Raw genomic sequence first — 21,377 nt, forward strand, 5'->3', positions numbered from 1 at the left:
CGCGGCTCAGGGAGTCGTGTGCGGCACGCCCACGAGCGGGCTGCTCAGGTCGCTCGGGGCGGCCGTCGGCAGGTCGTCCGGCGGGCACTCGTCGGCGGTGCACGTCGTCGGCGTGCCGATCGACTCCGGCGACTCCGGCGAGGTCGGTGTGGGCGTCGGCGTGATCTCGGGGCAGTCCTGCTCGCCGGTGGGGTCGCCCGCGGGGTCGCCGGTCGGGCAGGGCGTCGAGGACGGTGTCGGCGACGGCGAGGGCTGCCGGGTCGACCTGGCCGTCTCCGAGGGCCTGTGGGTCTCGCTGTGGCTCGGCGGCACGACCACGACGGGCGGCGGCTCGGCGCTGTGGCTGTCGCGCCTGGGCGGCGTGGAGAGCCTGGTCGAGGAGTTGCCGGGGGTGGTGGTCGAGTTGTCCACCGGCTCGATGGGCGCCTCGAAGATCTGGGAGCGCAGCCCGGGAACGACCATCACGATCGTCCCCGCCACCAGCACGGCGCTGATCGCCGCCGCGCCCGCACGCCACCAGAACAGGTTACGGACGCCGCGCCGCTCGATGCGGGCGCGGATGATCTGCAGTCCCTCCGGCGAGGGCACGACCGCGTCCGCCTCCGCGCGGAGCGCACGGCGCAGGACGTCGCCGTACTCGTCGGGGGGCTGGGTCATGACATCTTCTCCAGAACGGATCGCAATGCGGCCATGCCACGTGCGGTGTGGCTCTTGACCGCGCCCTTGCTGATTCCCATGGCATGGGCGATCTCAGCTTCGGACAGATCTCCGTAATAACGCAGAACCAGTGCTTCTCTCTGTCGGGTCGGCAGGGCGCGTAACGCCTCGATGACGGCGGAGCGTTCCAGCTCGCCGATCGCGCCGTTCTCGGCGCTCGGGGCGTCGGGCAGGCCCTTGGGTGCGTACTTCTCGACGACCGCGCGGTGACGCAGCACGGAACGGGACCGGTTGACGACAGACTGACGCAGGTAAGCGAGTGCCTTGTCGGGATCACGCAGTCTGCGCCAGGCGCCGTGAATGGCGACGAACGCGTCCTGCACGACTTCCTCGGCGGTTGCCATGTCACGCACCAGCAACACCGCGAGACGCACCAATGACCGGAAATGCGCGCTGTAGAGCGCGGTCACGGCCATGTCGGCATCCCACCCGACCGGCACCGCCCCCAACGACCTGTCGGCCAGAAGGGTTTCGGTGGTCACATCAGTGGGACGCGCGGCCTTCCCAGAGGGTTTACTCTCTTCCGGTTCTGAAGGTTTCCCCGGTTCCTTAGGGTGCATTACCCAGTCGTGTTCCTCGCCAGGTGGCGCTCGCCCGACCCTGAATCAACTTTTTTGCTCCGAAGTGTCGCACACTCACCCTAACTGCGCGGATCTTCCGGCGCACGACACCACGGATTACCGATTCGCAACGGACTGCCGAACGGTCGCTCTCGATAGAGTACTGCTGTGAGCGACTGTCTCTTCTGCAAAATCGTGGCCAAGGAAATTCCGGCCGACGTCGTCTACGAGAACGCCAGGGCGCTGGCGTTCCGCGACATCAATCCGCAGGCCCCGACCCACGTGCTGGTCATCCCGCGGGCGCATCACCCCGACGCGGCGTCGCTGGCCGCCGCCGACGACGGGCTCGCCGACGACGTGCTGAAGGCCGCCCATGCGGTCGCCGTCCAGGAGGGGGTGGCCGAGCGCGGTTACCGGGTCGTCTTCAACACCGGCCCCGGCGCCGGCCAGACCGTCTTCCACGTGCACGCCCATGTTCTCGGAGGGCGTGACCTCACGTGGCCGCCCGGCTGATATTGACGCGAGCAATCAGCCTGGTGCCGGATACGATGGGCGGAGAAGAACACCGAACAGACCGGGAGGCATCAGGCCGCTGGCCTGCCCATGTCCGAACTACATGAATCCCGACGCACGGCACCTCCCTCGCGCACTCAAGCCAAGGTGCTGATTCCGGACGAATACCCGATGGTCAGCCTCCTCGGCTCCCGTGACGAGCTGCTTCGCGTGATCGAGGGCGCCTTCAGGGCCGACATCCACGTGCGGGGCAACGAGATCACCGTCACCGGCAGCCCCGACGAGAGCGGCGCGGTCGTGCGCCTGTTCGAGGAGCTGGTCGAAGTGCTGCGCAGCGGCGGCGAGCTCACGCCCGACGCCGTAGAGCGGAGCATCGCGATGCTGCGCATGACCTCCGACCGTCCGGCCGAGGTCCTCTCGCTCGACATCCTGTCCTCCCGAGGCCGCACGATCCGGCCGAAGACCGTCAACCAGAAGCGGTACGTCGACGCGATCGACCAGCACACGATCGTGTTCGGCATCGGGCCCGCGGGCACCGGCAAGACGTACCTGGCGATGGCCAAGGCCGTGCGCGCGCTGCAGGAGAAGCGGGTCAACCGCATCATCCTGACCAGGCCGGCGGTCGAGGCGGGCGAGCGGCTCGGCTTCCTGCCCGGCACCCTCTACGAGAAGATCGACCCCTACCTGCGGCCGCTCTACGACGCGCTGCACGACATGGTCGACCCCGACTCGATCCCGAAGCTGATGGCCGCGGGCACGATCGAGGTCGCGCCGCTGGCGTACATGCGGGGCCGTACCCTCAACGACGCCTTCATCATCCTCGACGAGGCCCAGAACTCCTCGGCCGAGCAGATGAAGATGTTCCTGACCCGGCTGGGGTTCAACTCCAAGATCGTGGTCACGGGCGACGTGACCCAGGTCGACCTGCCCTCGGGCACGGTGAGCGGGCTGCGGGTCGTCCAGGAGATCCTGGAGGGCATCCCCGACATCCATTTCGCCCGTCTGTCCAGCGCCGACGTGGTGCGCCACAAGCTGGTCAGCGAGATCGTCGACGCCTACGGGCGCTACGACGCCACCCAGGCCACGCAGGAGCCGAAGGCCATCCACCGGGGGAAGCGACGCCCGTGAGCATCGAGATCAACAACGAGTCCGGCGTCGGCGTCGACGAGGAGAACCTCGTCGCGCTGGCCACCCACGTGCTCGGCGAGATGGGCATCAACCCGCTCGCCGAGCTGTCCATCGTGGTGGTCGACGAAGACGCCATGGCCGAGCTGCACGAGAAGTGGATGGGCGAGCCGGGCCCGACCGACGTGCTGGCCTTCCCGATGGACGAGCTGCGTCCCGGCGGCGGTGCGCGCGGCGACGGCGAGAGCCCGGCCGACCCGGCGCTGCTCGGTGACGTGGTGCTCTGCCCGCAGGTCGCCGACCGGCAGGCCAAGGAGGCCGGCCACAGCGCCCAGGCCGAGCTGGAGCTGCTGTGCACCCACGGCATCCTGCACCTGCTCGGCTACGACCACGCCGAGCCCGAGGAGCACAAGGAGATGTTCGGGCTCCAGGCTCGGCTGCTCGAGTCCTGGCAGGAGGTGCGCGACTCGCGGTGAACGCCTGGTTGCTGTGGGCCATCGCCCTTGTGATCATCGGTGGCCTGATCGCCAGTGCGGAAACGGCACTGACGCGCATCTCCAGGGTGCGCGCGGAGGAGTTCGCGCGTGAGGGCCGGCGCGGGGCCGACCGGCTCCAGGCCATCGTCACCGACCCGCCCCGCTACCTCAACCTGCTCCTGTTGCTGCGCCTGAGCTGCGAGCTGGTGGCCACGGTCATCGCGACGCTGCTGTTCATCGACCTCATGCACGACCAGGGCTGGGCGTACGTGGCCGCCGCGGCGGTGATGATCGTGGTCAGCTACGTCGTCGTCGGCGTCATGCCCCGTACGCTGGGGCGTCAGCACGCCGAGCCGGTCGCGCTGGCCGGGGCGCCGATCGTCTACGGCCTGACCCGCATCTTCGGCCCGCTGCCCAAGCTGCTCATCCTGCTCGGCAACGCCCTGACCCCCGGCAAGGGCTTCCGCGACGGCCCGTTCACGTCGGAGGCCGAGCTGCGCGACCTGGTCGACCTGGCCGAGGAGCGCCGGGTGATCGAGCCGGACGAGCGCGAGATGATCCACTCGGTCTTCGAGCTGGGCGACACGCTGGTCCGCGAGGTCATGGTGCCGCGCACCGACATGGTCTACATCGAGCGCGGCAAGACGATCAGCCAGGCGCTGTCGCTCGCGTTGCGCAGCGGCTTCTCCCGCATCCCGGTCGTGGGCGAGAACGAGGACGACGTCATCGGCATCGCCTACCTCAAGGACATCGCCCGCAAGATCCACGAGTCGGGTGAGGGCGGCGGCAAGGAGACCGTCGAGTCGATCATGCGGCCGGCCGCGTACGTGCCGGAGAGCAAGCCCATCGACGAGCTCATGCGGGAGATGCAGGCCCGGCAGATCCACATGGCGATCGTCATCGACGAGTACGGCGGCACCGCCGGCCTGGTCACCATCGAAGACGTCCTGGAGGAGATCGTCGGCGAGATCACCGACGAGTACGACCAGGAGGCCCCGCGCGTGGAGACCATGCACGACGGCGCCATACGGGTGACCGCCCGCATGCCGGTCGACGAGCTCGGCGAGCTGTTCGACACCGAGCTCGAGGTCGACGACGTCGAGACCGTCGGCGGCCTGCTGGCCCACGCACTCGGCCGGGTGCCGATCGCCGGGTCGCAGGCCGAGGTGGCCGGGCTGGAGCTGACGGCCGAGAGCCTGGCCGGGCGGCGCAACCGCATCAGCACCGTCGTCGTCCGCAGGGTCGCGCCGTCCGAGGAGGACGACGTCCAGGGCGGAGCCGAACGGGAGTGACCGCTTTGCAGGGAGATGTCGCAAGCGTTCTACAAGTCTTCTGCAAGTGGGGTCCGGCAGTCTCATCCCTGACACCCGGTGCGGTGGGTGTCACGAGGAAGCGTCCGAACGCCGGGTGGGGTTCGCGGCGGGAGGGCGCTCCTGGGGGGACGATGGCGTTCCGGCCGGCTGGCCGGCCAGGGCGTCGATCGGCGTAAAGGGTGTTCTCGTCTGAAAACCAGGCGGGGGCACCCTTTTTGCGTTTGGTGGAGACGCTGGGGAGATTGCCGCATTCGTCGCCTGGGGAGGCTGCGGTCCAGGGGGAATCATGAAACCGGGGATCATCGTGTACGGGCTGCTGGCCGCGACCCTGGCGGGCTGCGCGGGAGGCGGCGCGGAGACCGTCGTCGACGCCCACGCCATGGCCCAGCTCCGCGACGTGCTCAACAGGCGGCCGAGCCTGCCGGACGGCTTCGCGCAACGGCCCGATCAGGCGTGGCGGGTGCCGTTCGGCCGGGTGGACCAGAGGTGCAGGTCCGCACTCGACGCGGCGGCCGGGCACGCGCCGCAGGAGGGGCTCACCGGCCAGGCGGCGGTCAGCTACCAGGGGGACGGCCTGGGGGAGCGCGCGGCCGTCGGCCTGGCCCGGTACGCGGGCGAGGAGGCCGAGGCGCGCTTCGACGCGCTGAGCGACGCCCTGGAGTCGTGCCGGGAGATCCGCACGGCGGGCGGCACCGACCTGCGGGCCCGCAGGCTGGACCTGGGCGACGCCGCCCGCTCCGGGGACGAGGCCGCCGGGACGCGGCTGCGCGGACGGCTGAACGGCTACCCGTACGCCCTGGACGTCGTGCTGTCGCGGACCGGCGACACACTGGTGTCGGTCGTGCACGCGGGCATCACCGACGTGGACAGGGACCGGACGAGGAAGCTGGTCGCCGCCGTGCTTTCGATGTCCACGGCCTAACCTGGTCCTCGTGACTCTCGATCCTGAAGACAGCAAGATCATCACCTTGGCGCGGGCGGCCAGGGCGCGCAACGAGGCCGCCGAGGGCGCCGCCGTGCGCGACGAGACCGGCCGCACGTACTCGGCGACCGACGTCGCGCTGTCGTCGCTGAGGCTGTCGGCCGTGCAGGTCGCGGTGGCCATGGCGGTCTCCAGCGGCGCGCGGTCGCTGGAGGCGGTCGCGCTGGTGACGGCGGGCGAGCCGTCCCCGGCCGACGAGGCGGTCGCGTCGGAGCTGGGCGTCAAGGCCCTGCTCGTGGCCGGCCCCGACGGCACGCTGAGGTCCTGACGTGGGCATGACGCCGTTCCTGGCCCGGCTGCGGGCCAAGATCGGCAACGACCTGCTCATGCTGCCGTCGGTCAACGGGTGCGTGTTCGACCACGCCGGGCGGGTGCTGATGGCCAGGCACGGCGACGACGGCCTGTGGGCCACCCCCGGCGGCGGCGTCGACCCCGGCGAGCGGCCCGAGGAGGCGGTGGTCAGGGAGCTGCGCGAAGAGCTGGCCATCGAGGTCGAGGTGCGCGGGCTGGTCGGCGTCTTCGGCGGCCCCGAGTACCGCACGGTCTACCCCAACGGCCACGAGGTGGCGTACGTCATCGCCATGTACGCCTGCACCCTCGCCTCCGGCACGCCCGTCCCCGACGGGGACGAGATCACCGACTACCGATGGGTGGCCGAGCACGAGGTCGGCGGCCTGACGACGACGGCCTGGACGCCCCTGGCGCTGCCCGACGCGTTCGCCTGGTGGCGTGAACACGGCGGCTGATAAGCGACAATGCACAATGTGACTTCGCCAGACAACCATCGCGCCGGATTCGCCTGCTTCGTGGGAAGGCCGAACGTCGGCAAGTCCACGTTGATGAACGCCCTGGTCGGCGCCAAGGTGGCGATCACCTCGTCCAAGCCGCAGACGACCAGACGGGTCATCAGGGGCATCGTGCACCGCCCCGACGCCCAGATCGTCATCGTGGACACGCCGGGCCTGCACCGGCCGCGCACGCTCCTCGGCGAGCGGCTGGACAGCCTGGTGCTGTCCACGCTCACCGAGGTCGACGTGATCGGCTTCTGCGTGCCGGCCAACGAGCCCATCGGCAAGGGCGACCGGTTCATCGCCGACAAGCTGGCGGCGGTGAAGAAGACGCCCGTGGTCGCCGTGGTGACCAAGTGCGACCTGGCGAGCCGGCAGCAGATCGCCGAGCAGCTGCTCGCGGTGTCGCAGGTGGCCGAGTTCGCGGCGGTCGTGCCGGTGTCGGCGCAGTCGGGCGAGCAGCTCGACGTCCTGGGCGACGTGCTGATCGAGCACCTGCCCGAGTCGCCGCCGCTCTACGAGGGCGGGCAGCTCACCGACGAGCCCGAGCAGGTGATGGTGGGCGAGCTGATCAGGGAGGCGGCCCTGGAGGGCGTCCGCGACGAGCTGCCGCACTCGATCGCCGTGGTCGTCGACGAGATGTTGCCCCGCGAGGGGCGCGAGGACCTGCTCGACATCTACGCCCACATGTTCGTCGAGCGGCCCTCCCAGAAGGCCATCGTCATCGGGCACAAGGGCGAGCGGCTGCGCGACGTGGGCACCAAGGCCCGCAAGCAGATCGAGGCGCTGCTCGGCACGCGGGTCTACCTCGACCTGCGGATCAGCGTGGCCAAAGACTGGCAGCGCGACCCCAAGCAGCTTCGCCGGCTCGGCTTCTTCGACTGACCCGACAGCGCCCGTGACCCGACAGCGCCCGAGCGGGCCGGGTCAGCGCGCCCGGCGCACCAGGGTGAGCACGGACAGCACGACGATCGCGAGCGAGCAGGCCAGCGCGGCGAACCAGCCGAACCTGATGACCGGCTCGACCGACAGCAGCCGGCCCAGGTCGATGGAGAGCCGGTCGCCGATGCGGCCGGGGTCGGCGACGAACATCACCAGCAGCAGCGTGGCCAGCGCGCCCGGGATCACGGCGAGGGCCGCGACGCGTGGCCGGCCGCCGAGCAGGCCCGTGACGCCGAGCGCCAGCGCCGCCAGCCCGGCGAGCAGGGTGTACAGGCCCGTGCTGACGTCGATGCCGCGCACGTCGTCGGAGACGCCGCCGCCGAGCAGGTCGCTGCGGGCCTCGATCCCGGCCCAGGGCATGATCGCGGTGAGCACCAGGAGGGCGGCCGCGACGGCGACGGCCAGCGCGGCGCCGCGGCGGGCGGACGTCGTCCGGGCGGGCTTGAGGTCATCGGCCACACGATCACTGTAAGCCGGGCTCCCGCCCGTCACCACCCGGCGCGACGGAGTCGTCACCAAGCCGCGCGCCCGCCGCCGGGCGGGGGCGGCGGTCAGGGGGTGGCCAGGAAGGCGCGGGCGTTGGCGGCGGCCCGGCGGTCGCCGGTCTCGTCGAAGATCTCCAGGGCGGCCGTGGCCAGCTCGCGGGCTCGTCCGGCGGCGCCCTCCGCCCGGTTGACCCGGGCCAGGGCCAGCAGCGCGTACGCGTCGAGCAGGCGGTCGCCGAGCCGTACGGCGATGCCCCTGGCGCGTTCGGCGGCGGACCTGGCGTCGGGTTTGGCGCCCTGAGCCAGCCGTACGGCGGCCAGGTCGAGCAGGGTGTCGGCCTGCCGGTGCCGGTCGCCCAGCTCGGTCAGGTGGCCGACGGCCGCCAGCAGGCGGACGGCGGCCTCCTCCAGACGGCCCGCCCGGCGCAGCACCGCGCCCAGCACGCGTTCGGCGTCGGCGGCGTCCCGCTCGTTGTCGGCCGCCTCCAGGCAGGCCAGCAGCGCCCGCTCGGCCTCCTCCAGCCGGTCCCGCTCCAGGTGCACGCGGCCCAGGCGGCGCCGGGTGTGGTTGACGTCGCGGGTGCGGCCCTGGCGCAGGAACATGCCGAGCGCCAGCCGCAGCTTCTCGTGGGCCAGGTCCCAGTCGCGCTCGGCCAGGTGCAGGTCGCCCTGGTCGAGCAGGACGAGCGCCTCGCCCCGGTCGTCGCCGGACCGCCTGGCGCTCTCCAGCGCCCGGTCCGAGACCGCCCGCCAGTCGTCGAGGAACCGGTGACGCTCCAGGTACGGCCCCAGCAGGTGCGCCAGCCGCCAGCACGGCTCGTCGAGGCCGGCGGCGTGCAGGTCGGCCACCAGGCTCACCAGGAACGGCCGTTCGGCGTCCAGCCATTCGACCGACTCCCTGATGTCCCTGGTCGCCACGGCCGTGCCCGGGTCGCCCGACACCAGCGAGAAGCGCGAGGCCCGCACCCGGGCCAGCACGAGCTCCGACACCTCGGCCAGCACGCCCGGCAGCGGCTGCTCGCGGGCGAACAGCCGGGTCAGGTCGTGCATCCGGTAGCGGACCTGGCCGGCCGCGTCCACGCCGTGCGTCTCCAGCAGGCCCGCGTCCACCAGGGCCTCGGCGCCGCCGCCGAGCCGGTCGGTGAGCCAGTCGGCGAAGTCGGGGGCCGACAGCGCGCCGAGGCCGCGTAACGTGCGCCTGGCGGGCTCGGGCAGGCCCTCGTAGCCGATGGCGAACACGCTGCGGACCGCCTGGTCGCCCGCGTGCAGCCGGTCGAGCCGCTTGTGCTCGTCCTCAAGGAGGCCCACCAGGTAGTCCACCGTCCAGTTCGGGCGGGCCGCCAGCCTGGACGCGGCGATGCGCAGCGCGATCGGCAGGCCGCCGCAGAAGCGGGCCAGGCGGTACAGCGCCTCGTCCGCGGGCCGTCCGGAGCCGGTCGTGAGCAGGGCCAGGGCGTCCTCCTGGCCGAGCACGCCCACCGACAGCCGGGTCGCGCCGGTCAAGCCGCCCAGGGACGAGCGGCTGGTCACGACCGTCGGGCAGGACGTCAGCAGCGGGCGCACCTGGGCCTCGCCGGCGGCGTTGTCCAGCAGGACCAGCAGGCCGCGGTTGGCGGTGTAGGCGCGGAACAGGCGCTCGCGCTGCTCAAGTCCGGCCGGGATGGCCTGGGCCGGGCAGCCGAGCCAGCGCAGGAAGTCCTCCAGGACGGCCGAGGGGGCCGTGGTCTCGCGCAGGTCGGCGTACAGGATGCCGTCGGGGAAAGACTCGCGGGCCCGCCAGGCGGCGTGCACGGCCAGGGCCGACTTGCCCGCGCCGGCCTGGCCGTGCACGACGACGTGGCCGCCGACCACCCGGTCGAGCAGGTCGGCGCGGCCGGTGAAGCCCGCGATGTCGGGCGGCAGCAGCACCGGAGGGCCCGCCGACACGTGCAGCGACACGTCGTCGTGGAGCATGCGGTGGTAGAGGAGCTGGAGCTCGGGGTCCGGCTCGATCGCGTGGCCGCCGTCGAGCTGGTCGCGCAGCACCGCGTACGCGGCCAGCGCGTCGACCCGGCGGCCGCTGCGGTAGAGGGCCAGCATGTACTGGCCGCGGAAGCGCTGCCACAGCGGGTGCTGCTTGGTCAGCCGCTTCAGCTCGGCCAGCAGCTCGCGGTGGCGGCCGGCGTCCAGGTCGGCCTGGAGTCGGCGTTCCAGGGCGAGCAGGCGCAGCTCCTCCAGCTCCTCGCGCAGGCGCCGGGTCTCCTCCCACCGCTCGCCGTCGGGGTCCAGGTCCTCCAGCGCGGGGCCGCGCCACAGCGCCAGCGCCTCCTCGTACGAGCCGCGGTCCACCAGCAGCCGGAACCGGTCGACGTCGAGCTGGTGGCCGCCGATCGCCAGCGCGTACGAGCCGGACACGGTGGTGATCACGTCCTTGCCCAGGAGCTGGCGGAGCTGGCCCACGTACCCGCGTACCAGGGAGTCGGAGCGGTCGCCGCCCTCGCGCGGCCACAGCAGCCGGCGCAGCCGCTCCACGGTCAGCGGACGGCCCGCGTTCAGCAGGAACATCGCCAGCAGGTCGCGGTGCTTGGGGGTCGTGGGGGTGCGATCCCGGCCGCCGTCACGGACGTCGAGCGGCCCCATGATGCGAAATTCCACGCGACCTTCCTTTTGGGAGGGGATGTCGATCAGAATGGCACATCTGATGGCTCCTCTGATCTCGTCCGACCCTCACCGGTTGGGCCGCTACTGGCTGGCCGGACGGCTGGGCGCCGGCGGCCAGGGCGTGGTCTACGAGGCGTACGGCGAGGCCGGGGAGCGCGTCGCGGTCAAGGTGCCCAGGTTCGACAGCGCGCAGTCGCGGTCCAGGCTGGCCAAGGAGGCGGCGGCGGCCCAGCGGGTGGCCTCCTTCTGCACGGCCAGGGTGATCGAGGCGCAGGTGGACGACGCGCCGCTGTACATCGTCAGCGAGTACGTCCCGGGGCCGAGCCTGCGGGAGGTGGCCGCGGGGACGGGGGCGTACGAGGCGGACGCGCTGCGCCGCCTGGCGATCGGGGTCGCCACCGCGCTGACGGCCATCCACCGGGCCGGGATCGTGCACCGCGACCTCAAGCCGGACAACATCATCCTGGGCCCGGACGGCCCCCGCGTGATCGACTTCGGGGTGGCCAGGGAGGCCGGGCCGACCACCAGCGGGCCGGCCATGGGCACGCCGGGCTACATGGCGCCCGAGGTGCTCACCGGGCGCGCCGCCACCGAGGCGGCGGACGTGTGGGCGTGGGGGATGGTGGTGCTGTTCGCGGCGCGGGGGCGTGACGCGGTCGAGCCGGGCGAGCCGATGGCGGTCGTGGGCCGGGTGCTGGAGTTCGAGGCGGACGTCGCCGGGCTGCCGGAGGAGCTGGCGTCGCTGGTGTCGGCAGCCACCGCCCGCGACCCCGCCGCCCGTCCCGCCGCCGGGGACCTCCTGCTCCGCCTCCTGGGCGAGGGCCCCCGGCGGGACGACGGCGATCCCCTGGCCCGTGGCGGGATCGTGGCGGGGGAGTTGAAGGGGCAGGCGGGGCCGGACCTGGGGGCGATCGCCGAAGAGCTCTACGGCGAGCTGAGCGAGGACGAGCGGGCCGCCGTGCCCGAGGTCTTCCTGCGGCTGCTCGACGGCGACGGGCTGCGTCCCGTGGAGCGCGAGGAGCTGCCCGAGGCCAGGACGGTCGACTCGATGCTGGGCCTGTTCGTCTCGGCGGGCATCCTGAGGACGGGCGGCGGCGCGTACGAGCTGGTCGCCCCCGGCCTGGTGCAGGCGTGGCCGCGGCTGCGCGACTGGCTGGCGGGCAACCGCGAGGGGCTGCCCGTGCACCGCCGCCTGGCCGAGGCCGCCGCCGAGTGGGACGGCCACGGCCGCAAGCCCGCCGACCTGCTCCACGGCACCCACCTGGACCGCACGCTGCAATGGGCCGCCACCGAGCGCAAGGACCTCACCCTGGCCAGGCGCGAGCGCGAGTTCCTGGACGCCGCCGCCGGGCAGGCCCGCACCCGCACCAGGCGGCGCGGCCTGCTCGCGGCCGTGCTGGCGGTGCTGCTGGTGGCGGCGCTGGGCGGGCTCGGCACGGCGGAGTACCTGCGCAGGGAGTCGGCCCGGCAGCGGGACGAGGCGCTGGCCAGGGAGCTGGTGCTGCGCGCCGGCGGGCTGCGCGAGCTGGAGCCCGCGCTGGCCGGCCTGCTCTCCGTGGCGGCCTGGCGGCTGGCTCCTGAGCTGATCGAGACGGCGGGCGGGCTGTACGACGCGGCCTCCCAGCACGTCACCGACGTGTTCGTGGCGCCGAACGTGGCGGCGGGGAGCGTGCAGGCGCTCAGCTTGGACGGCCGCGTCCTGGCCTCCGCGACGGATGGCACCGCCCGCCTGTGGGACATCCCGACCGGCCGGGAGCTGCACGAGCTGGCCGGTCTGGGGCCAGGCTTGCAGAGCCTCGCCGTGAGCCTCGACGGCCGTCTTCTGGCCGCCCTGGACGACAAGGGCGTGCGGCTGTGGGACACCGCCACCGGCAGGCCGCTCGGCGGCCGGTTCGCGAACAACGCGAGCGGGTTCGGGGCGCTGGAGTTCGACCGCACCGGTCGCCGGCTCTCGGTCCCGTACAGCTCCGAGAGCGAGCGATGGTGGGACGTCGCCACCCGCACCCCCCTCACCGCCCCCGACGGCGCGATCCTGAACGGCGTCAGCCCCGACGGCCGCTACGGCTACGTCGCCGACGACGACGAGGAGCGGGCCGTGGTGTGGGACCTGCGCCGCCGCAGGCGCCTGGACCTGCCGACGCTGCCCGGCACCGGCACCTCCGTCGAGGCCAGGTTCAGCGAGGACAACGGCGCCCTCGTGGTCATCGAGGACGTCCCCCGCCACGACAAACCCAAGATCCACCTGTACGAGCTGACCGCCGGCACCGCCGAGAGCGAGTTCGAAGGCCAGAACGCCCAGGCCGCGGACCTGGTCTTCGGCGGCCGGTACATGGCCACGTGGCGGCCGGGGGACCTGCTCGTCCTGCGGCCGCGCGACAGCCTGGTGACCGCTCTGCGGCTGCCCCTGCCGGACGGCGTCACGCAGGTCCGCTACGACCTGGCGGGCAAGGCCGTACGCCTGCTGGACGCGGCCGGCGGCGTCACCACGGTCGACGTCTCCACGCTGTTCGACCCGCCGGTCGAAGGGGAGCTGCCGGACCTGCGGATGCGCGAGGACGGCCGGGTCCTGGCCGTCAAGCGGGACGACCGGCTCGAACTGCTCGACCCGGCGACTCGTCGCCGCCTGGCCGGCCCGATCGCCTGGAAGGGCGAGGGGTCGGCGATGGCGTTCAGCGGGGACGGCACGCGGCTGGCCTACGGCGACGGCCCCCGCGTCCGCGTGCTCGACGTCGCGGGCGGGCGGGAGACGCAGGCGTTCGAGCTGGCCGGGAAGGGTGCGGAGAAGGCCGACGCGCTCGCCTTCAGCCCCGACGGCCGCACCCTGGCCGTGCTGCCCTCCAGGTTCGAGGGGGCGCTGCCGCTGGAGCTGCGCGACCTCGCGACCTCGCGGACGCGGACCACGAAGGTGTCCGGCGTCGGGCCGATGAGCTTCGCGCCGGACGGCTCGCGGCTGCTCATGGGAGGCCCTGAGCTGCGGCTCTACGACCCGGTCGGCGGGACCGTGCTGCCGGTGGGGGGCGAGGCCAGGCGGATCGGCGGCGCCTTCGCCTACAGCCCCGACGGACGTCAGGTGGCCTTCTCCCATCCCGACCGGATCACGCTGTGGGACCGGGACCTGAGGACCCTGCTCGGCGCCTTCCCCACCGTGCCGGGCGCGGAGCAGTTCGAGCTGCCGGCCTGGTCGCCCGACGGGCGGCTGATCGCCACGTACGAGAAGGGCCCGCGGATCCGCCTGTGGGACGTGGCCTCGCGGCGGCACATCGGGGTCGTGTTCGACGGGCTGGCCGAGTCGACGGGCGACAACGTCTGGCTCGGCTTCTCGGCCGACGGGACCAAGTTGCGCACGCTGGACGACGACGGCGCCTTCCGTACACATGACCTCGACCGGCGGCACGTGGCCGCGACCGTGTGCGTCCGCGCCCGCCGTGCGCTCACGGCGGCGGAGTGGCGGGCGTACCTGCCGGGGGTCGAGCCGTTCGACGTGTGCCGCTAGGACGTCCAGGCGACCACCTGGAACCAGACCGCCTTGCCGGGCGGCTCGGGATGCCAGCCCCAGCCGTAGGACAGCCGGTGGACGATGGCCAGCCCCCGCCCGCGCCCCGCCAGCGGGTCCGCCTGGCCCATCCGGGGCAGGGCCGTGCACGAGTCGCGGACCTCCACGGTCAGCAGGGAACCCTCCCTGACCACCACGATCCGGACGGGTTCCACCGAAGGGTCGTGGGTGAGCGCGTTGGTGGCCAGTTCCGAGACGAGCAGCTGCGCCGTCTCGACGGCCTCCATCAACGCTTCGTGGTCGGTGGCGAGGTCGCCGACGAACCGCCGGACGGACGAGACGCATCCGGGATGCCGGGGCATCCACCGCTCGCCGAGGACCGTGTCCGGCAGGGGCCGCCGGTCGGCGAGCGTCACGGCGGGACTTTCGGGTTTCATGTGGCCAGCGTGACGCCACTTGACTACGGTCGGTAGTGGCTCGGTCGCAAGGAGTGGACTTTGAAGTCCGGGCCGTCGGCGTTGAACTCGGGCGAGGGGAGGGCGAGATGGTCGACTTCTACGCGCCCCAGGCGATCTGGGGCAGAGAGCTACGGCACTACCGGAAGGCGGCGGGCCTGACGCAGGGGCAACTCGCTGAGCGCATCCATTTCAGCGAGGGCCTGATCAGCGGCGTCGAGACCGGCCAGCTCCCGGCCAGCCCCGAGTTCGCCGAGTCCTGCGACAAGGCCCTGGCCACCGGCGGAGCGCTGCGCCGCCTGCTCGACTGGCGCAAGGGTCAGATCTTCCCCTCCTGGTTCGGCAAGTGGCACGAGAAGGAGCAGGCGGCCCTCACCCTGCGGACCTACGAGCCGCTGCTGGTGCCGGGGTTGTTGCAGACCGAGCAGTACGCCCGCGCCGTGCTGCGCGGCAACGAGGCCGCGGTGGCCGCCCGCTTGGAAAGACAGGCGATCCTCGCCCGCGACGACCCGCCGTCGTTGCGCTGCGTGCTCGACGAGGCGGTGCTGTTCCGGCCCATCGGCGGCCCGGAGCTGATGAAGGGGCAACTGCGACGGCTGCTCGACGTGGTCACCCCCCGGCTCAGCATCCAGGTCCTCCCGCACGGGTTGCACTCCGGCTTGACGGGTGGTTTCGTGATCGCGACCCTGGACGGAGGCTCCGAGGTGTTGTACGCGGAAACAGCGGTGCGCGGCATCACCACGAGCGATCATGAGGACGTCTCGGCGGCCGTGGAGCGGTTCGAGGCCATCCGTACCGAGGCGCTGCCCTTGAGCATGTCCCTTGAAACGATAAAGAAAGCCATGGTGGAACGATGGACCTGAGCTTCGCCCGGTGGCAGAAGTCCAGTTTTTCCGGTGACAACGGCGGCAATTGCGTCGAGATCGCCGAGCTCAAGAACGTTCACGGCGGCCCTGAGCACAAGGTCGGGCAGGACGAGCTGGTCGTCGTGCGTGACTCCAAGGACCCCGACGGGCCCAAGCTGTTCTTCACGCCCGCCGAGTGGGACGCGTTCCTGGCGGGCGTGAAGGCGAGAGAGTTCGACCGCGCGTGACGGCGGGGTTCAGCAGGTGGCCGGACCGGCGTCCCGCTGGACCTCGATGGAGGGCGTCTCGCCCTCGTGCGGCGGCATCGCGGACGCGGCCACGAGTGGATCGCCCGGGGTGCCGCCGACCTTCTCCAGGAAGTCGCTCCACTCGGTCGGCACGGCGAGCGCGGTGATCGAATACCACTCCCCGGCCATCGCGGGGTCGCCGCCTTCGAGCGAGACGGGCACGTCCCACTGGCCCGAGGCCCGTACGGTGTCGACGCGGTAGAAGCGGGTGCGTCTGGTGCGCGGGGTGCCGGTCGTCCGGCGCACCCCGACCAGCAGGGACGTGCCCTCGGGCAGCGTCGCGGTGCCTCTCACCAGCGGGCAGGGCGGCGCGGTGGCCCCGGGGCCGGTGACGGGCGCGGTGATGGCGAGCCGGGGCGTCTCCCGCTCGCTCTGCGCCTGGCTGTACTTCGCCACGACGCCGGGCAGGCCCACCAGCGTCGTGGCCATGCCGACGATGGCGGTCGCCCACTTCCTTCTGGCGCTCCATACGCGTGGAGCGGACCCGGCGCTGTGGCCGAGCTTTCGGTTCTTGGCCATGTGCGATATTTCCCCCGATCGTGCGCCGCGAGATGGATACGCGGAAACGCGACGTGTCCCATTTTTTCGGGATAAACGTCGAATTGGAGTGTTTTACTCAACGGGGTGGAAGGGTGTCGGCCTGCACCCGATTTCGGGTGATGCCGTTTCCCCTGCTCATACCCTTGATCGTCCGCGTAACCCCCGGCCGAGGGTGTTTTTGAGATCAACTTGACGGTCGTTCACCAAGCGTGAATCAGGGGTTATTGGCCCAAATGCGCGCTGACTGCACGATTTCCTCAAGGCTGTCGCTGTGCGCGCCCTTCCAATAGACCTGGCCGCAGTCGCCGCACCGGCCGTAGGCGTCATAGCTGCGCCGGGTGCCCGCCTCCAGCAGCGGTTCGACCTCCTCCTTCGGCACCGGCACGAGCACGCCGTTGCAGGCCGTGCAGCGCGTCCAGGGGGCCAGCGGCGGCGCGAACCGTTCGAGCACGTCGCGCAATTGGTCGGCGGGGCGCGAGCCGCGGACGTAGGCCCCCAGCCACAACGCGCGGCGGCGCAGCAGGCCGCGATCCTGGGTGAGCAGCACCCGCCGCTCCTCGTTGGCCTGGACCACCAGCGCCGGGTCGTCCATGTCGTTGTGGTAGGCGGTGTCCACGCCGAGCAGGCGCAGCCGCCGGGCCAGCGTGCCGAGGTGCACGTCGAGCAGGAACCGCGGCTCGGCGGGCAGCGGCTGCGGGCGGGGCATCGGCCGCACCTCGACCGCCTCGCCCGGCGTGAGCAGGTGGGAGGGGGGCACGCCGCGGCCGTCCGACACCATCGGGCCGACCTCGGTCAAGGGGATGCCGAGCGATTCCACGTGATGGCCGAGCGTCGAGGTGCCGTCGGTGGTCACCCGATGCCACTCGCGCCGGCGGCTCACGGGCAGGAACATCCTCAGCTCAGCGGCGATGCGCAGGCGTGCGTCCCGTTCGGTCACGCTGTCCATTCTGCGGGACCGGATACCGTGAAATCATGCCCATCTCCCGCCGAGCCTTCCTCGGGCTCGCCGCGCTCGCGGCCGGCTGCTCCACGGCCAGGCCCGCCGAGCTGAGGCTGGTCACCGGGCTGGCGGGCGGCCCGTACGGCGCGCTCGGGCAGCGGCTGGCGGGCGAGCTGCGGCACGACGGGCTGACCGTGCGGGTGGTGGAGACCGCGGCCAGCGTCCAGAACCTCACCATGATGGCCGGCGGCCGGGCCGACGTCGGGTTCGCGCTGGCCGACAGCGCCGACGACGCGGTCCGGGTGCGCCACCAGCCGGTCTCCGCGCTGGCCCGGATGTACATGAACTACGTGCATCTGGTCGTGCGCGAGGGCACGCGGATCACCGGCGTCACTGACCTGGCGGGGCGTCCGGTGTCGATCGGGGTCGAGGGGTCGGGCACGGCGGTGACCGCGACGCGCGTGTTGGCGGCCGCCGGGCTGCGCACCCCGCCGGAGATCACCAGGCTCGGGCTCGACGCCTCCGTCACCGAGCTGCGCGACGGCCGCATCGAGGCGTTCTTCTGGTCCGGCGGCGTGCCGACGCCCGCGCTCGCCGCGCTCGACGACATCGCGCTGGTCCCGCTGGAGTCGCTGGTGCCGGTGCTGCGCCGCCGCTACGGGCCGGTCTACGAGCACGCCGCCGTGCCCGCGGGCGCGTACGGGCTGGCCAGGCAGGTGCCGACCGTCGGCACGCCGAGCTACCTGATGTGCCGGACGACGCTCCCCGACGAGCTGGCCTACACCGTCACCGAGACGCTCTTCCGCGCCCGCGACCGCCTCCAGGCCCCGTCGGCCCCCGGCGGCCGCCTCGACCGGCGCTACGCCATCGGCACCGGCGTCGTGCCCCTGCACCCGGGGGCGGCCCGCTACTACCGCTCGGTCTACGGCTGACCCGGCGCCAGCTCGACCACCAGCCCGTGCGGCACGGCGGGCAGCAGCCGCAGCGTGGCCCCGCACGCCTTGGCCAGCTCGGCGGCGATGGCGAGCCCGAGCCCGCTGCCCGGGACGTTCGCGTGCGCCCCCGACCGCCAGAACCGCCCGAGCGCCTCGGCCCGCTCCTCCTCGCCCAGCCCCGGCCCGTCGTCGGCGACGCGCAGCACCCCGCCGTCGAGCGTGACCGTCACCGTGCCGCCCTCGGGGACGAACTTCTGGGCGTTGTCCAGGGCGATGTCGGCGATCCTGGCCGCCGCCTCCGGCACCAGCGCGCCCGCGGGGACGTCGGCCACCAGGCACACCCCCTTGGCCGCGTAGACCTCGCGCCACACCGCCAGCCGCCCGCCGAGCGCGACCTCCTTGCCCGCCAGGCCCGCGCCCGCCTCGACAGTGGCCAGCGCCAGCAGGTCCTCCACCAGCAGCGCCAGCCGGTCGAGCTCGGACATCGCCTCGGCGTACTCGGCCGTGCCCTCCTCGCGCAGGTGCGGCTCCAGGTTCTCCAGCCGCAGCCCGAGCACGGTGAGCGGGGTGCGCAGCTCGTGCGAGGCGTCGGCCACGAACGCCCGCTGCCGTTCCATCGCCGCCGAGACCGCGTCGGCCATCGCGTTGAAGCGCTCCTCCAGCCGCCGCAGCTCCGACGGGCCCACCCCGGGATGCGCCCGCGCGTCGAGCTGACCCTGCGCGATGGCCCGCGTGGTGCGGTCGAGCTCGGTCACCGGCCGCAGGATCCAGCGGGCCAGCCGCCGGGCCGCCAGCGCCGAATAGGCCAGCGCGACCAGCGCCCCCGCCGCCAGCGCGCCCCACACCAGCGACACGTCCAGCCGGGCCTGGCCGGTCGGGGCCTCCAGCAGCACCACGCCGGACAACTGCGCGTCGCGTCCGGCGGGCTCGGCCAGCAGCACCGTGGCCGGGCCGAACGGGCTGACCGTGGGCAGGTCCTCGGTCGTGCGGCCGGACAGCGCGAGCCGGGTCGCCTCCCGGTCGTCGGCCTCGAAGCGGCCGGCCGAGACCAGGATCGAGCCGTCGCGGTCGCGCACCCGGACGGCCGCGCCGTACAGGTCGGCGTACCGGGAGACCTCGGTGATCAGGCCCGTACGGTCGTCGTCGCGGGCCGCCGCGTCGGCCAGCTCGGCGAACCGGGTGGCGTCGGCGCGCCGGTCGAGCAGCAGGCGGTTGGTCCGATGGGAGGCGTAGGCCAGGCCGAGCGGCACCGCCAGCGCCGCGATCAGGAAGACGATCAACGTGGTGAACGTGACCACCAGCCGCGTGTTCATCCCGTCGAGCCCAGCCGGTAGCCGGTGCCGCGCAACGTCTCCACCAGCCCCGGACGCCCGGTCTTGGACCGCAGCCCCGCCACGTGCACGTCGAGCGACCGGGACGCCGACAGCAGCGGGTCGCCCCAGACCTCGTCGAGGATCTCCTCCCGGCTGCGCACCACGCCCGGCTCGCGGGCCAGCAGCGCCAGCACGTCGAACTCGCGCCTGGTCAGCGTCACCGGCTCCCCGGCCACCGTGACCTGCCGCGACTCCAGGTCGATGCGCACGTCGCCGACGCACACCACGTGGTCGCGCACCGGCATCGGACGCGTGCCGCGCCGCATCACCGCCTCCATGCGGGCCATCAGCTCGACCGTGCGGAACGGCTTGACCAGGTAGTCGTCGGCCCCCGAACGCAGGCCGCGCAGCACCTCGCGCTCCTGCGTGCGCGCGGTGACCACGATGAGCGGCACCGCCGAGACGCGGCGCAGCCGGCGCAGCACGTCGAGCCCGTCCATGTCGGGCAGGCCCAGGTCGAGCAGTACGAAGTCGACGCCCCCCGCCAGGCGGAGGGCGTCGACGGCCAGGCCGGCGCGGGTGACCGAGTGGCCGTGCCGGGCCAGCGCCGTGGTGAGCGCGGAGGCGAGACGATCGTCGTCCTCGACCAGGAGAACCCGCATATGGCCAGGTTAGACGCGGGCGGTGACCGGATCCGACGGCTCGGCGCCTTCGCTGCGGGACAGCGCCACGTCGCGCGTCTCGCGCATGGTCAGGTAGACGACCAGGGACACGGCGGCGCAGGCGGAGACGTACCAGAAGTAACCGGACTCGATGTCGTGGCGCTTGAACCACAGGGCGACGTACTCGGCGGTGCCGCCGAACAGGGCGTTCGCGATCGCGTACGGCAGCGCCACCCCCAGGGCGCGCACGTGCGTCGGGAACAGCTCGGCCTTCACCACGGCGTTGATCGAGGTGTAACCGGTGACGATGACCAGGCCGGCCAGCGACAGGACGAGCGCGCCCCCGAAGCCGCTCGCCCCGCCCAGCGCGCTCATCAACGGCACGGTCCCCAGCATCGACCCGATCCCGAACGTGATCAGCAGCGGCCTGCGCCCGATCCGGTCCGACAACGCCCCGGCCAGCGGCTGGATGCACATGAAGATGAACAGCGCGCAGAAGCTGACCAGCGTCGCGGTCTCCTTCGCCAGGCCCGCGCTGTTCCACAGGTACTTGGTGAGGTACGTCGTGTAGGTGTAGTACGCGACCGTCCCGCCCATGGTCAGGGCGATGACCAGCAGCGCCTCCTTCTTGTGCGCGAGGAGCTGCCTGATGGTGCCCTTGTCCCGGTGCTCCTCTTCCTCCTCGCCGTACACCTCCGTCTCCAGCAGGCTGCGGCGCAGGTAGAACACGACGGCGGCGGCCACGGCCCCGACCACGAACGGGATGCGCCAGCCGTAGGAGTTCAGGGCGTCGGTCGACATTGTGTTCTGCAGGATGATCTGCAGGCCGAGGCCGACGAGCTGGCCGGCGGTCATGGAGACGTACTGGAAGCTGGAGGCGAAGCCGCGCCGGCCGCGCGGGGTGGCCTCGGTCAGGTAGGTGGCGCTGGCGGCGTACTCGCCCCCCACCGACAGGCCCTGGAGCAGCCGGGCGACCACCAGGACCAGCGCGCCGGCGTAACCGGCCGACTCGTACGTCGGGGCGACGGCGATGAGCAGCGCGCTGGCCGACATCAGCGTGACGGTGAGCGTGAGCGCCGCCTTGCGGCCCCGGCGGTCGGCGTAGCGGCCGAGCAGCCAGCCGCCGAGCGGGCGCATGAAGAAGCCGACGGCGAAGATGGCCGCGGTGTTGAGCAGTTTGGCGGTGTCGTCCCCGTCAGGGAAGAACGAAGCGGCGAAGTACACGGCGAAGCTGCTGTAGACGAACCAGTCGTACCACTCGACCAGATTGCCGACGGAGCCGCCGATCACTGCCTTCCACGGCACGCGCGCTTTGTTCATGTAGGACCTCCTGGGGGAGTGGATG

Annotated in this window: 22 protein-coding genes; 12 read left to right on the plus strand and 10 right to left on the minus strand. The window is 72.5% G+C overall.

Going from position 1 to position 21,377, the window contains the following annotated elements; all coding sequences use genetic code 11:
* Positions 1-6: 6 nt before the first annotated feature.
* Positions 7-657 (minus strand): hypothetical protein, encoded by a 651-nt coding sequence (locus AB0J97_RS10280; RefSeq protein ID WP_364086800.1) that lies wholly within the window; start codon positions 655-657, stop codon positions 7-9.
* Positions 654-1,133: a SigE family RNA polymerase sigma factor gene (locus AB0J97_RS10285; RefSeq protein WP_113704031.1), complete on the minus strand. Its 480-nt coding sequence runs from the start codon at positions 1,131-1,133 to the stop codon at positions 654-656. The genes AB0J97_RS10280 and AB0J97_RS10285 overlap by 4 nt, the downstream gene beginning before the upstream one ends.
* Positions 1,134-1,445: 312 nt before the next feature.
* Between AB0J97_RS10285 and AB0J97_RS10290 the strand changes: the two genes are divergently transcribed.
* From AB0J97_RS10290 to era, 8 genes are all read left to right on the plus strand, one after another.
* A complete protein-coding gene (locus tag AB0J97_RS10290) occupies positions 1,446-1,790 on the plus strand; it encodes a histidine triad nucleotide-binding protein (protein WP_357694087.1) in 345 nt (114 codons plus the stop codon).
* 90 nt (positions 1,791-1,880) lie between these two features.
* Positions 1,881-2,918, plus strand: a complete 1,038-nt coding sequence (locus tag AB0J97_RS10295) for a PhoH family protein (protein ID WP_357694085.1) — start codon at positions 1,881-1,883, stop codon at positions 2,916-2,918.
* Complete coding sequence (gene ybeY, locus AB0J97_RS10300; RefSeq protein ID WP_357694083.1) at positions 2,915-3,391, plus strand: rRNA maturation RNase YbeY; 477 nt, start codon at positions 2,915-2,917, stop codon at positions 3,389-3,391. The genes AB0J97_RS10295 and ybeY overlap by 4 nt, the downstream gene beginning before the upstream one ends.
* Positions 3,388-4,683: a hemolysin family protein gene (locus AB0J97_RS10305; RefSeq protein WP_364086803.1), complete on the plus strand. Its 1,296-nt coding sequence runs from the start codon at positions 3,388-3,390 to the stop codon at positions 4,681-4,683. Before ybeY ends, AB0J97_RS10305 begins: the two co-directional genes overlap by 4 nt.
* A 307-nt stretch (positions 4,684-4,990) precedes the next feature.
* A complete protein-coding gene (locus AB0J97_RS10310; RefSeq protein ID WP_357694078.1) occupies positions 4,991-5,626 on the plus strand; it encodes a hypothetical protein in 636 nt (211 codons plus the stop codon).
* Position 5,627: 1 nt separating this feature from the next.
* Positions 5,628-5,954, plus strand: coding sequence for a cytidine deaminase (locus AB0J97_RS10315; protein WP_357694649.1), 327 nt, complete (start codon positions 5,628-5,630; stop codon positions 5,952-5,954).
* 7 nt (positions 5,955-5,961) lie between these two features.
* Positions 5,962-6,432, plus strand: coding sequence for an NUDIX domain-containing protein (locus AB0J97_RS10320; RefSeq protein WP_364087376.1), 471 nt, complete (start codon positions 5,962-5,964; stop codon positions 6,430-6,432).
* A 9-nt stretch (positions 6,433-6,441) separates the two neighbouring features.
* The gene (gene era / locus AB0J97_RS10325; RefSeq protein WP_357694076.1) at positions 6,442-7,359 is read left to right on the plus strand and encodes a GTPase Era; all 918 of its coding nucleotides are present in this window, start codon (positions 6,442-6,444) and stop codon (positions 7,357-7,359) included.
* Between the two features lie 42 nt (positions 7,360-7,401).
* On the opposite strand, the gene AB0J97_RS10330 is transcribed toward era, so the two are convergent.
* Entirely contained in the window at positions 7,402-7,875 is a 474-nt protein-coding gene (locus AB0J97_RS10330; RefSeq protein WP_357694073.1) for a hypothetical protein, read from the minus strand.
* A 92-nt stretch (positions 7,876-7,967) separates the two neighbouring features.
* A complete protein-coding gene (locus AB0J97_RS10335) occupies positions 7,968-10,535 on the minus strand; it encodes a BTAD domain-containing putative transcriptional regulator (protein WP_364086809.1) in 2,568 nt (855 codons plus the stop codon).
* Positions 10,536-10,581: 46 nt separating this feature from the next.
* Between AB0J97_RS10335 and AB0J97_RS10340 the strand changes: the two genes are divergently transcribed.
* Complete coding sequence (locus AB0J97_RS10340; protein WP_364086811.1) at positions 10,582-14,034, plus strand: serine/threonine-protein kinase; 3,453 nt, start codon at positions 10,582-10,584, stop codon at positions 14,032-14,034.
* Here the strand turns inward: AB0J97_RS10340 and AB0J97_RS10345 are convergent.
* Positions 14,031-14,471 (minus strand): ATP-binding protein, encoded by a 441-nt coding sequence (locus AB0J97_RS10345; protein WP_364086813.1) that lies wholly within the window; start codon positions 14,469-14,471, stop codon positions 14,031-14,033. The genes AB0J97_RS10340 and AB0J97_RS10345 overlap by 4 nt on opposite strands.
* 107 nt (positions 14,472-14,578) lie before the next feature.
* Between AB0J97_RS10345 and AB0J97_RS10350 the strand changes: the two genes are divergently transcribed.
* Positions 14,579-15,352, plus strand: a complete 774-nt coding sequence (locus AB0J97_RS10350; RefSeq protein ID WP_357694064.1) for a helix-turn-helix transcriptional regulator — start codon at positions 14,579-14,581, stop codon at positions 15,350-15,352.
* The gene (locus AB0J97_RS10355; RefSeq protein WP_357694061.1) at positions 15,343-15,582 is read left to right on the plus strand and encodes a DUF397 domain-containing protein; all 240 of its coding nucleotides are present in this window, start codon (positions 15,343-15,345) and stop codon (positions 15,580-15,582) included. The genes AB0J97_RS10350 and AB0J97_RS10355 overlap by 10 nt, the downstream gene beginning before the upstream one ends.
* A gap of 9 nt (positions 15,583-15,591) precedes the next feature.
* Here the strand turns inward: AB0J97_RS10355 and AB0J97_RS10360 are convergent, their stop codons facing one another.
* Together AB0J97_RS10360 and AB0J97_RS10365 are read right to left on the minus strand one after the other, a co-directional pair.
* Positions 15,592-16,161, minus strand: coding sequence for a hypothetical protein (locus tag AB0J97_RS10360; protein ID WP_357694059.1), 570 nt, complete (start codon positions 16,159-16,161; stop codon positions 15,592-15,594).
* A gap of 235 nt (positions 16,162-16,396) precedes the next feature.
* On the minus strand, positions 16,397-17,074 hold the full coding sequence (locus AB0J97_RS10365) for a Mut7-C RNAse domain-containing protein (protein ID WP_364087378.1): 678 nt from the start codon (positions 17,072-17,074) through the stop codon (positions 16,397-16,399).
* Positions 17,075-17,154: 80 nt separating this feature from the next.
* Here AB0J97_RS10365 and AB0J97_RS10370 point away from each other — a divergent pair, with 80 nt between their 5' ends.
* The gene (locus AB0J97_RS10370; protein WP_364086817.1) at positions 17,155-18,054 is read left to right on the plus strand and encodes a TAXI family TRAP transporter solute-binding subunit; all 900 of its coding nucleotides are present in this window, start codon (positions 17,155-17,157) and stop codon (positions 18,052-18,054) included.
* Here AB0J97_RS10370 and AB0J97_RS10375 read toward each other — a convergent pair.
* From AB0J97_RS10375 to AB0J97_RS10385, 3 genes are read right to left on the minus strand one after another with little or no spacing between them, the layout of a single operon-like run.
* A complete protein-coding gene (locus tag AB0J97_RS10375) occupies positions 18,045-19,370 on the minus strand; it encodes a HAMP domain-containing sensor histidine kinase (RefSeq protein WP_357694052.1) in 1,326 nt (441 codons plus the stop codon). The genes AB0J97_RS10370 and AB0J97_RS10375 overlap by 10 nt on opposite strands.
* The gene (locus AB0J97_RS10380; RefSeq protein ID WP_357694051.1) at positions 19,367-20,032 is read right to left on the minus strand and encodes a response regulator transcription factor; all 666 of its coding nucleotides are present in this window, start codon (positions 20,030-20,032) and stop codon (positions 19,367-19,369) included. The genes AB0J97_RS10375 and AB0J97_RS10380 overlap by 4 nt, the downstream gene beginning before the upstream one ends.
* A gap of 9 nt (positions 20,033-20,041) precedes the next feature.
* Positions 20,042-21,352, minus strand: a complete 1,311-nt coding sequence (locus AB0J97_RS10385; protein WP_364086823.1) for an MFS transporter — start codon at positions 21,350-21,352, stop codon at positions 20,042-20,044.
* Positions 21,353-21,377: the final 25 nt, after the last annotated feature.

The sequence above is a fragment of the Nonomuraea sp. NPDC049607 genome, from assembly GCF_040675375.1.
Lineage (GTDB): Bacteria > Actinomycetota > Actinomycetes > Streptosporangiales > Streptosporangiaceae > Nonomuraea.

Bases quoted from the DNA above. Each gene is read 5' to 3' on its own strand.
- AB0J97_RS10280 (WP_364086800.1), bottom strand. From the start codon at position 657: ATGACCCAGCCCCCCGACGAGTACGGCGACGTCCTGCGCCGTGCGCTC.
- AB0J97_RS10285 (WP_113704031.1), bottom strand. From the start codon at position 1,133: ATGGCCGTGACCGCGCTCTACAGCGCGCATTTCCGGTCATTGGTGCGT.
- AB0J97_RS10295 (WP_357694085.1), top strand. From the start codon at position 1,881: ATGTCCGAACTACATGAATCCCGACGCACGGCACCTCCCTCGCGCACT.
- AB0J97_RS10310 (WP_357694078.1), top strand. From the start codon at position 4,991: ATGAAACCGGGGATCATCGTGTACGGGCTGCTGGCCGCGACCCTGGCG.
- AB0J97_RS10320 (WP_364087376.1), top strand. From the start codon at position 5,962: ATGACGCCGTTCCTGGCCCGGCTGCGGGCCAAGATCGGCAACGACCTG.
- era (WP_357694076.1), top strand. From the start codon at position 6,442: ATGCACAATGTGACTTCGCCAGACAACCATCGCGCCGGATTCGCCTGC.
- AB0J97_RS10340 (WP_364086811.1), top strand. From the start codon at position 10,582: ATGGCTCCTCTGATCTCGTCCGACCCTCACCGGTTGGGCCGCTACTGG.
- AB0J97_RS10345 (WP_364086813.1), bottom strand. From the start codon at position 14,471: ATGAAACCCGAAAGTCCCGCCGTGACGCTCGCCGACCGGCGGCCCCTG.
- AB0J97_RS10350 (WP_357694064.1), top strand. From the start codon at position 14,579: ATGGTCGACTTCTACGCGCCCCAGGCGATCTGGGGCAGAGAGCTACGG.
- AB0J97_RS10355 (WP_357694061.1), top strand. From the start codon at position 15,343: ATGGACCTGAGCTTCGCCCGGTGGCAGAAGTCCAGTTTTTCCGGTGAC.
- AB0J97_RS10360 (WP_357694059.1), bottom strand. From the start codon at position 16,161: ATGGCCAAGAACCGAAAGCTCGGCCACAGCGCCGGGTCCGCTCCACGC.
- AB0J97_RS10365 (WP_364087378.1), bottom strand. From the start codon at position 17,074: ATGTTCCTGCCCGTGAGCCGCCGGCGCGAGTGGCATCGGGTGACCACC.
- AB0J97_RS10370 (WP_364086817.1), top strand. From the start codon at position 17,155: ATGCCCATCTCCCGCCGAGCCTTCCTCGGGCTCGCCGCGCTCGCGGCC.
- AB0J97_RS10375 (WP_357694052.1), bottom strand. From the start codon at position 19,370: ATGAACACGCGGCTGGTGGTCACGTTCACCACGTTGATCGTCTTCCTG.
- AB0J97_RS10380 (WP_357694051.1), bottom strand. From the start codon at position 20,032: ATGCGGGTTCTCCTGGTCGAGGACGACGATCGTCTCGCCTCCGCGCTC.
- AB0J97_RS10385 (WP_364086823.1), bottom strand. From the start codon at position 21,352: ATGAACAAAGCGCGCGTGCCGTGGAAGGCAGTGATCGGCGGCTCCGTC.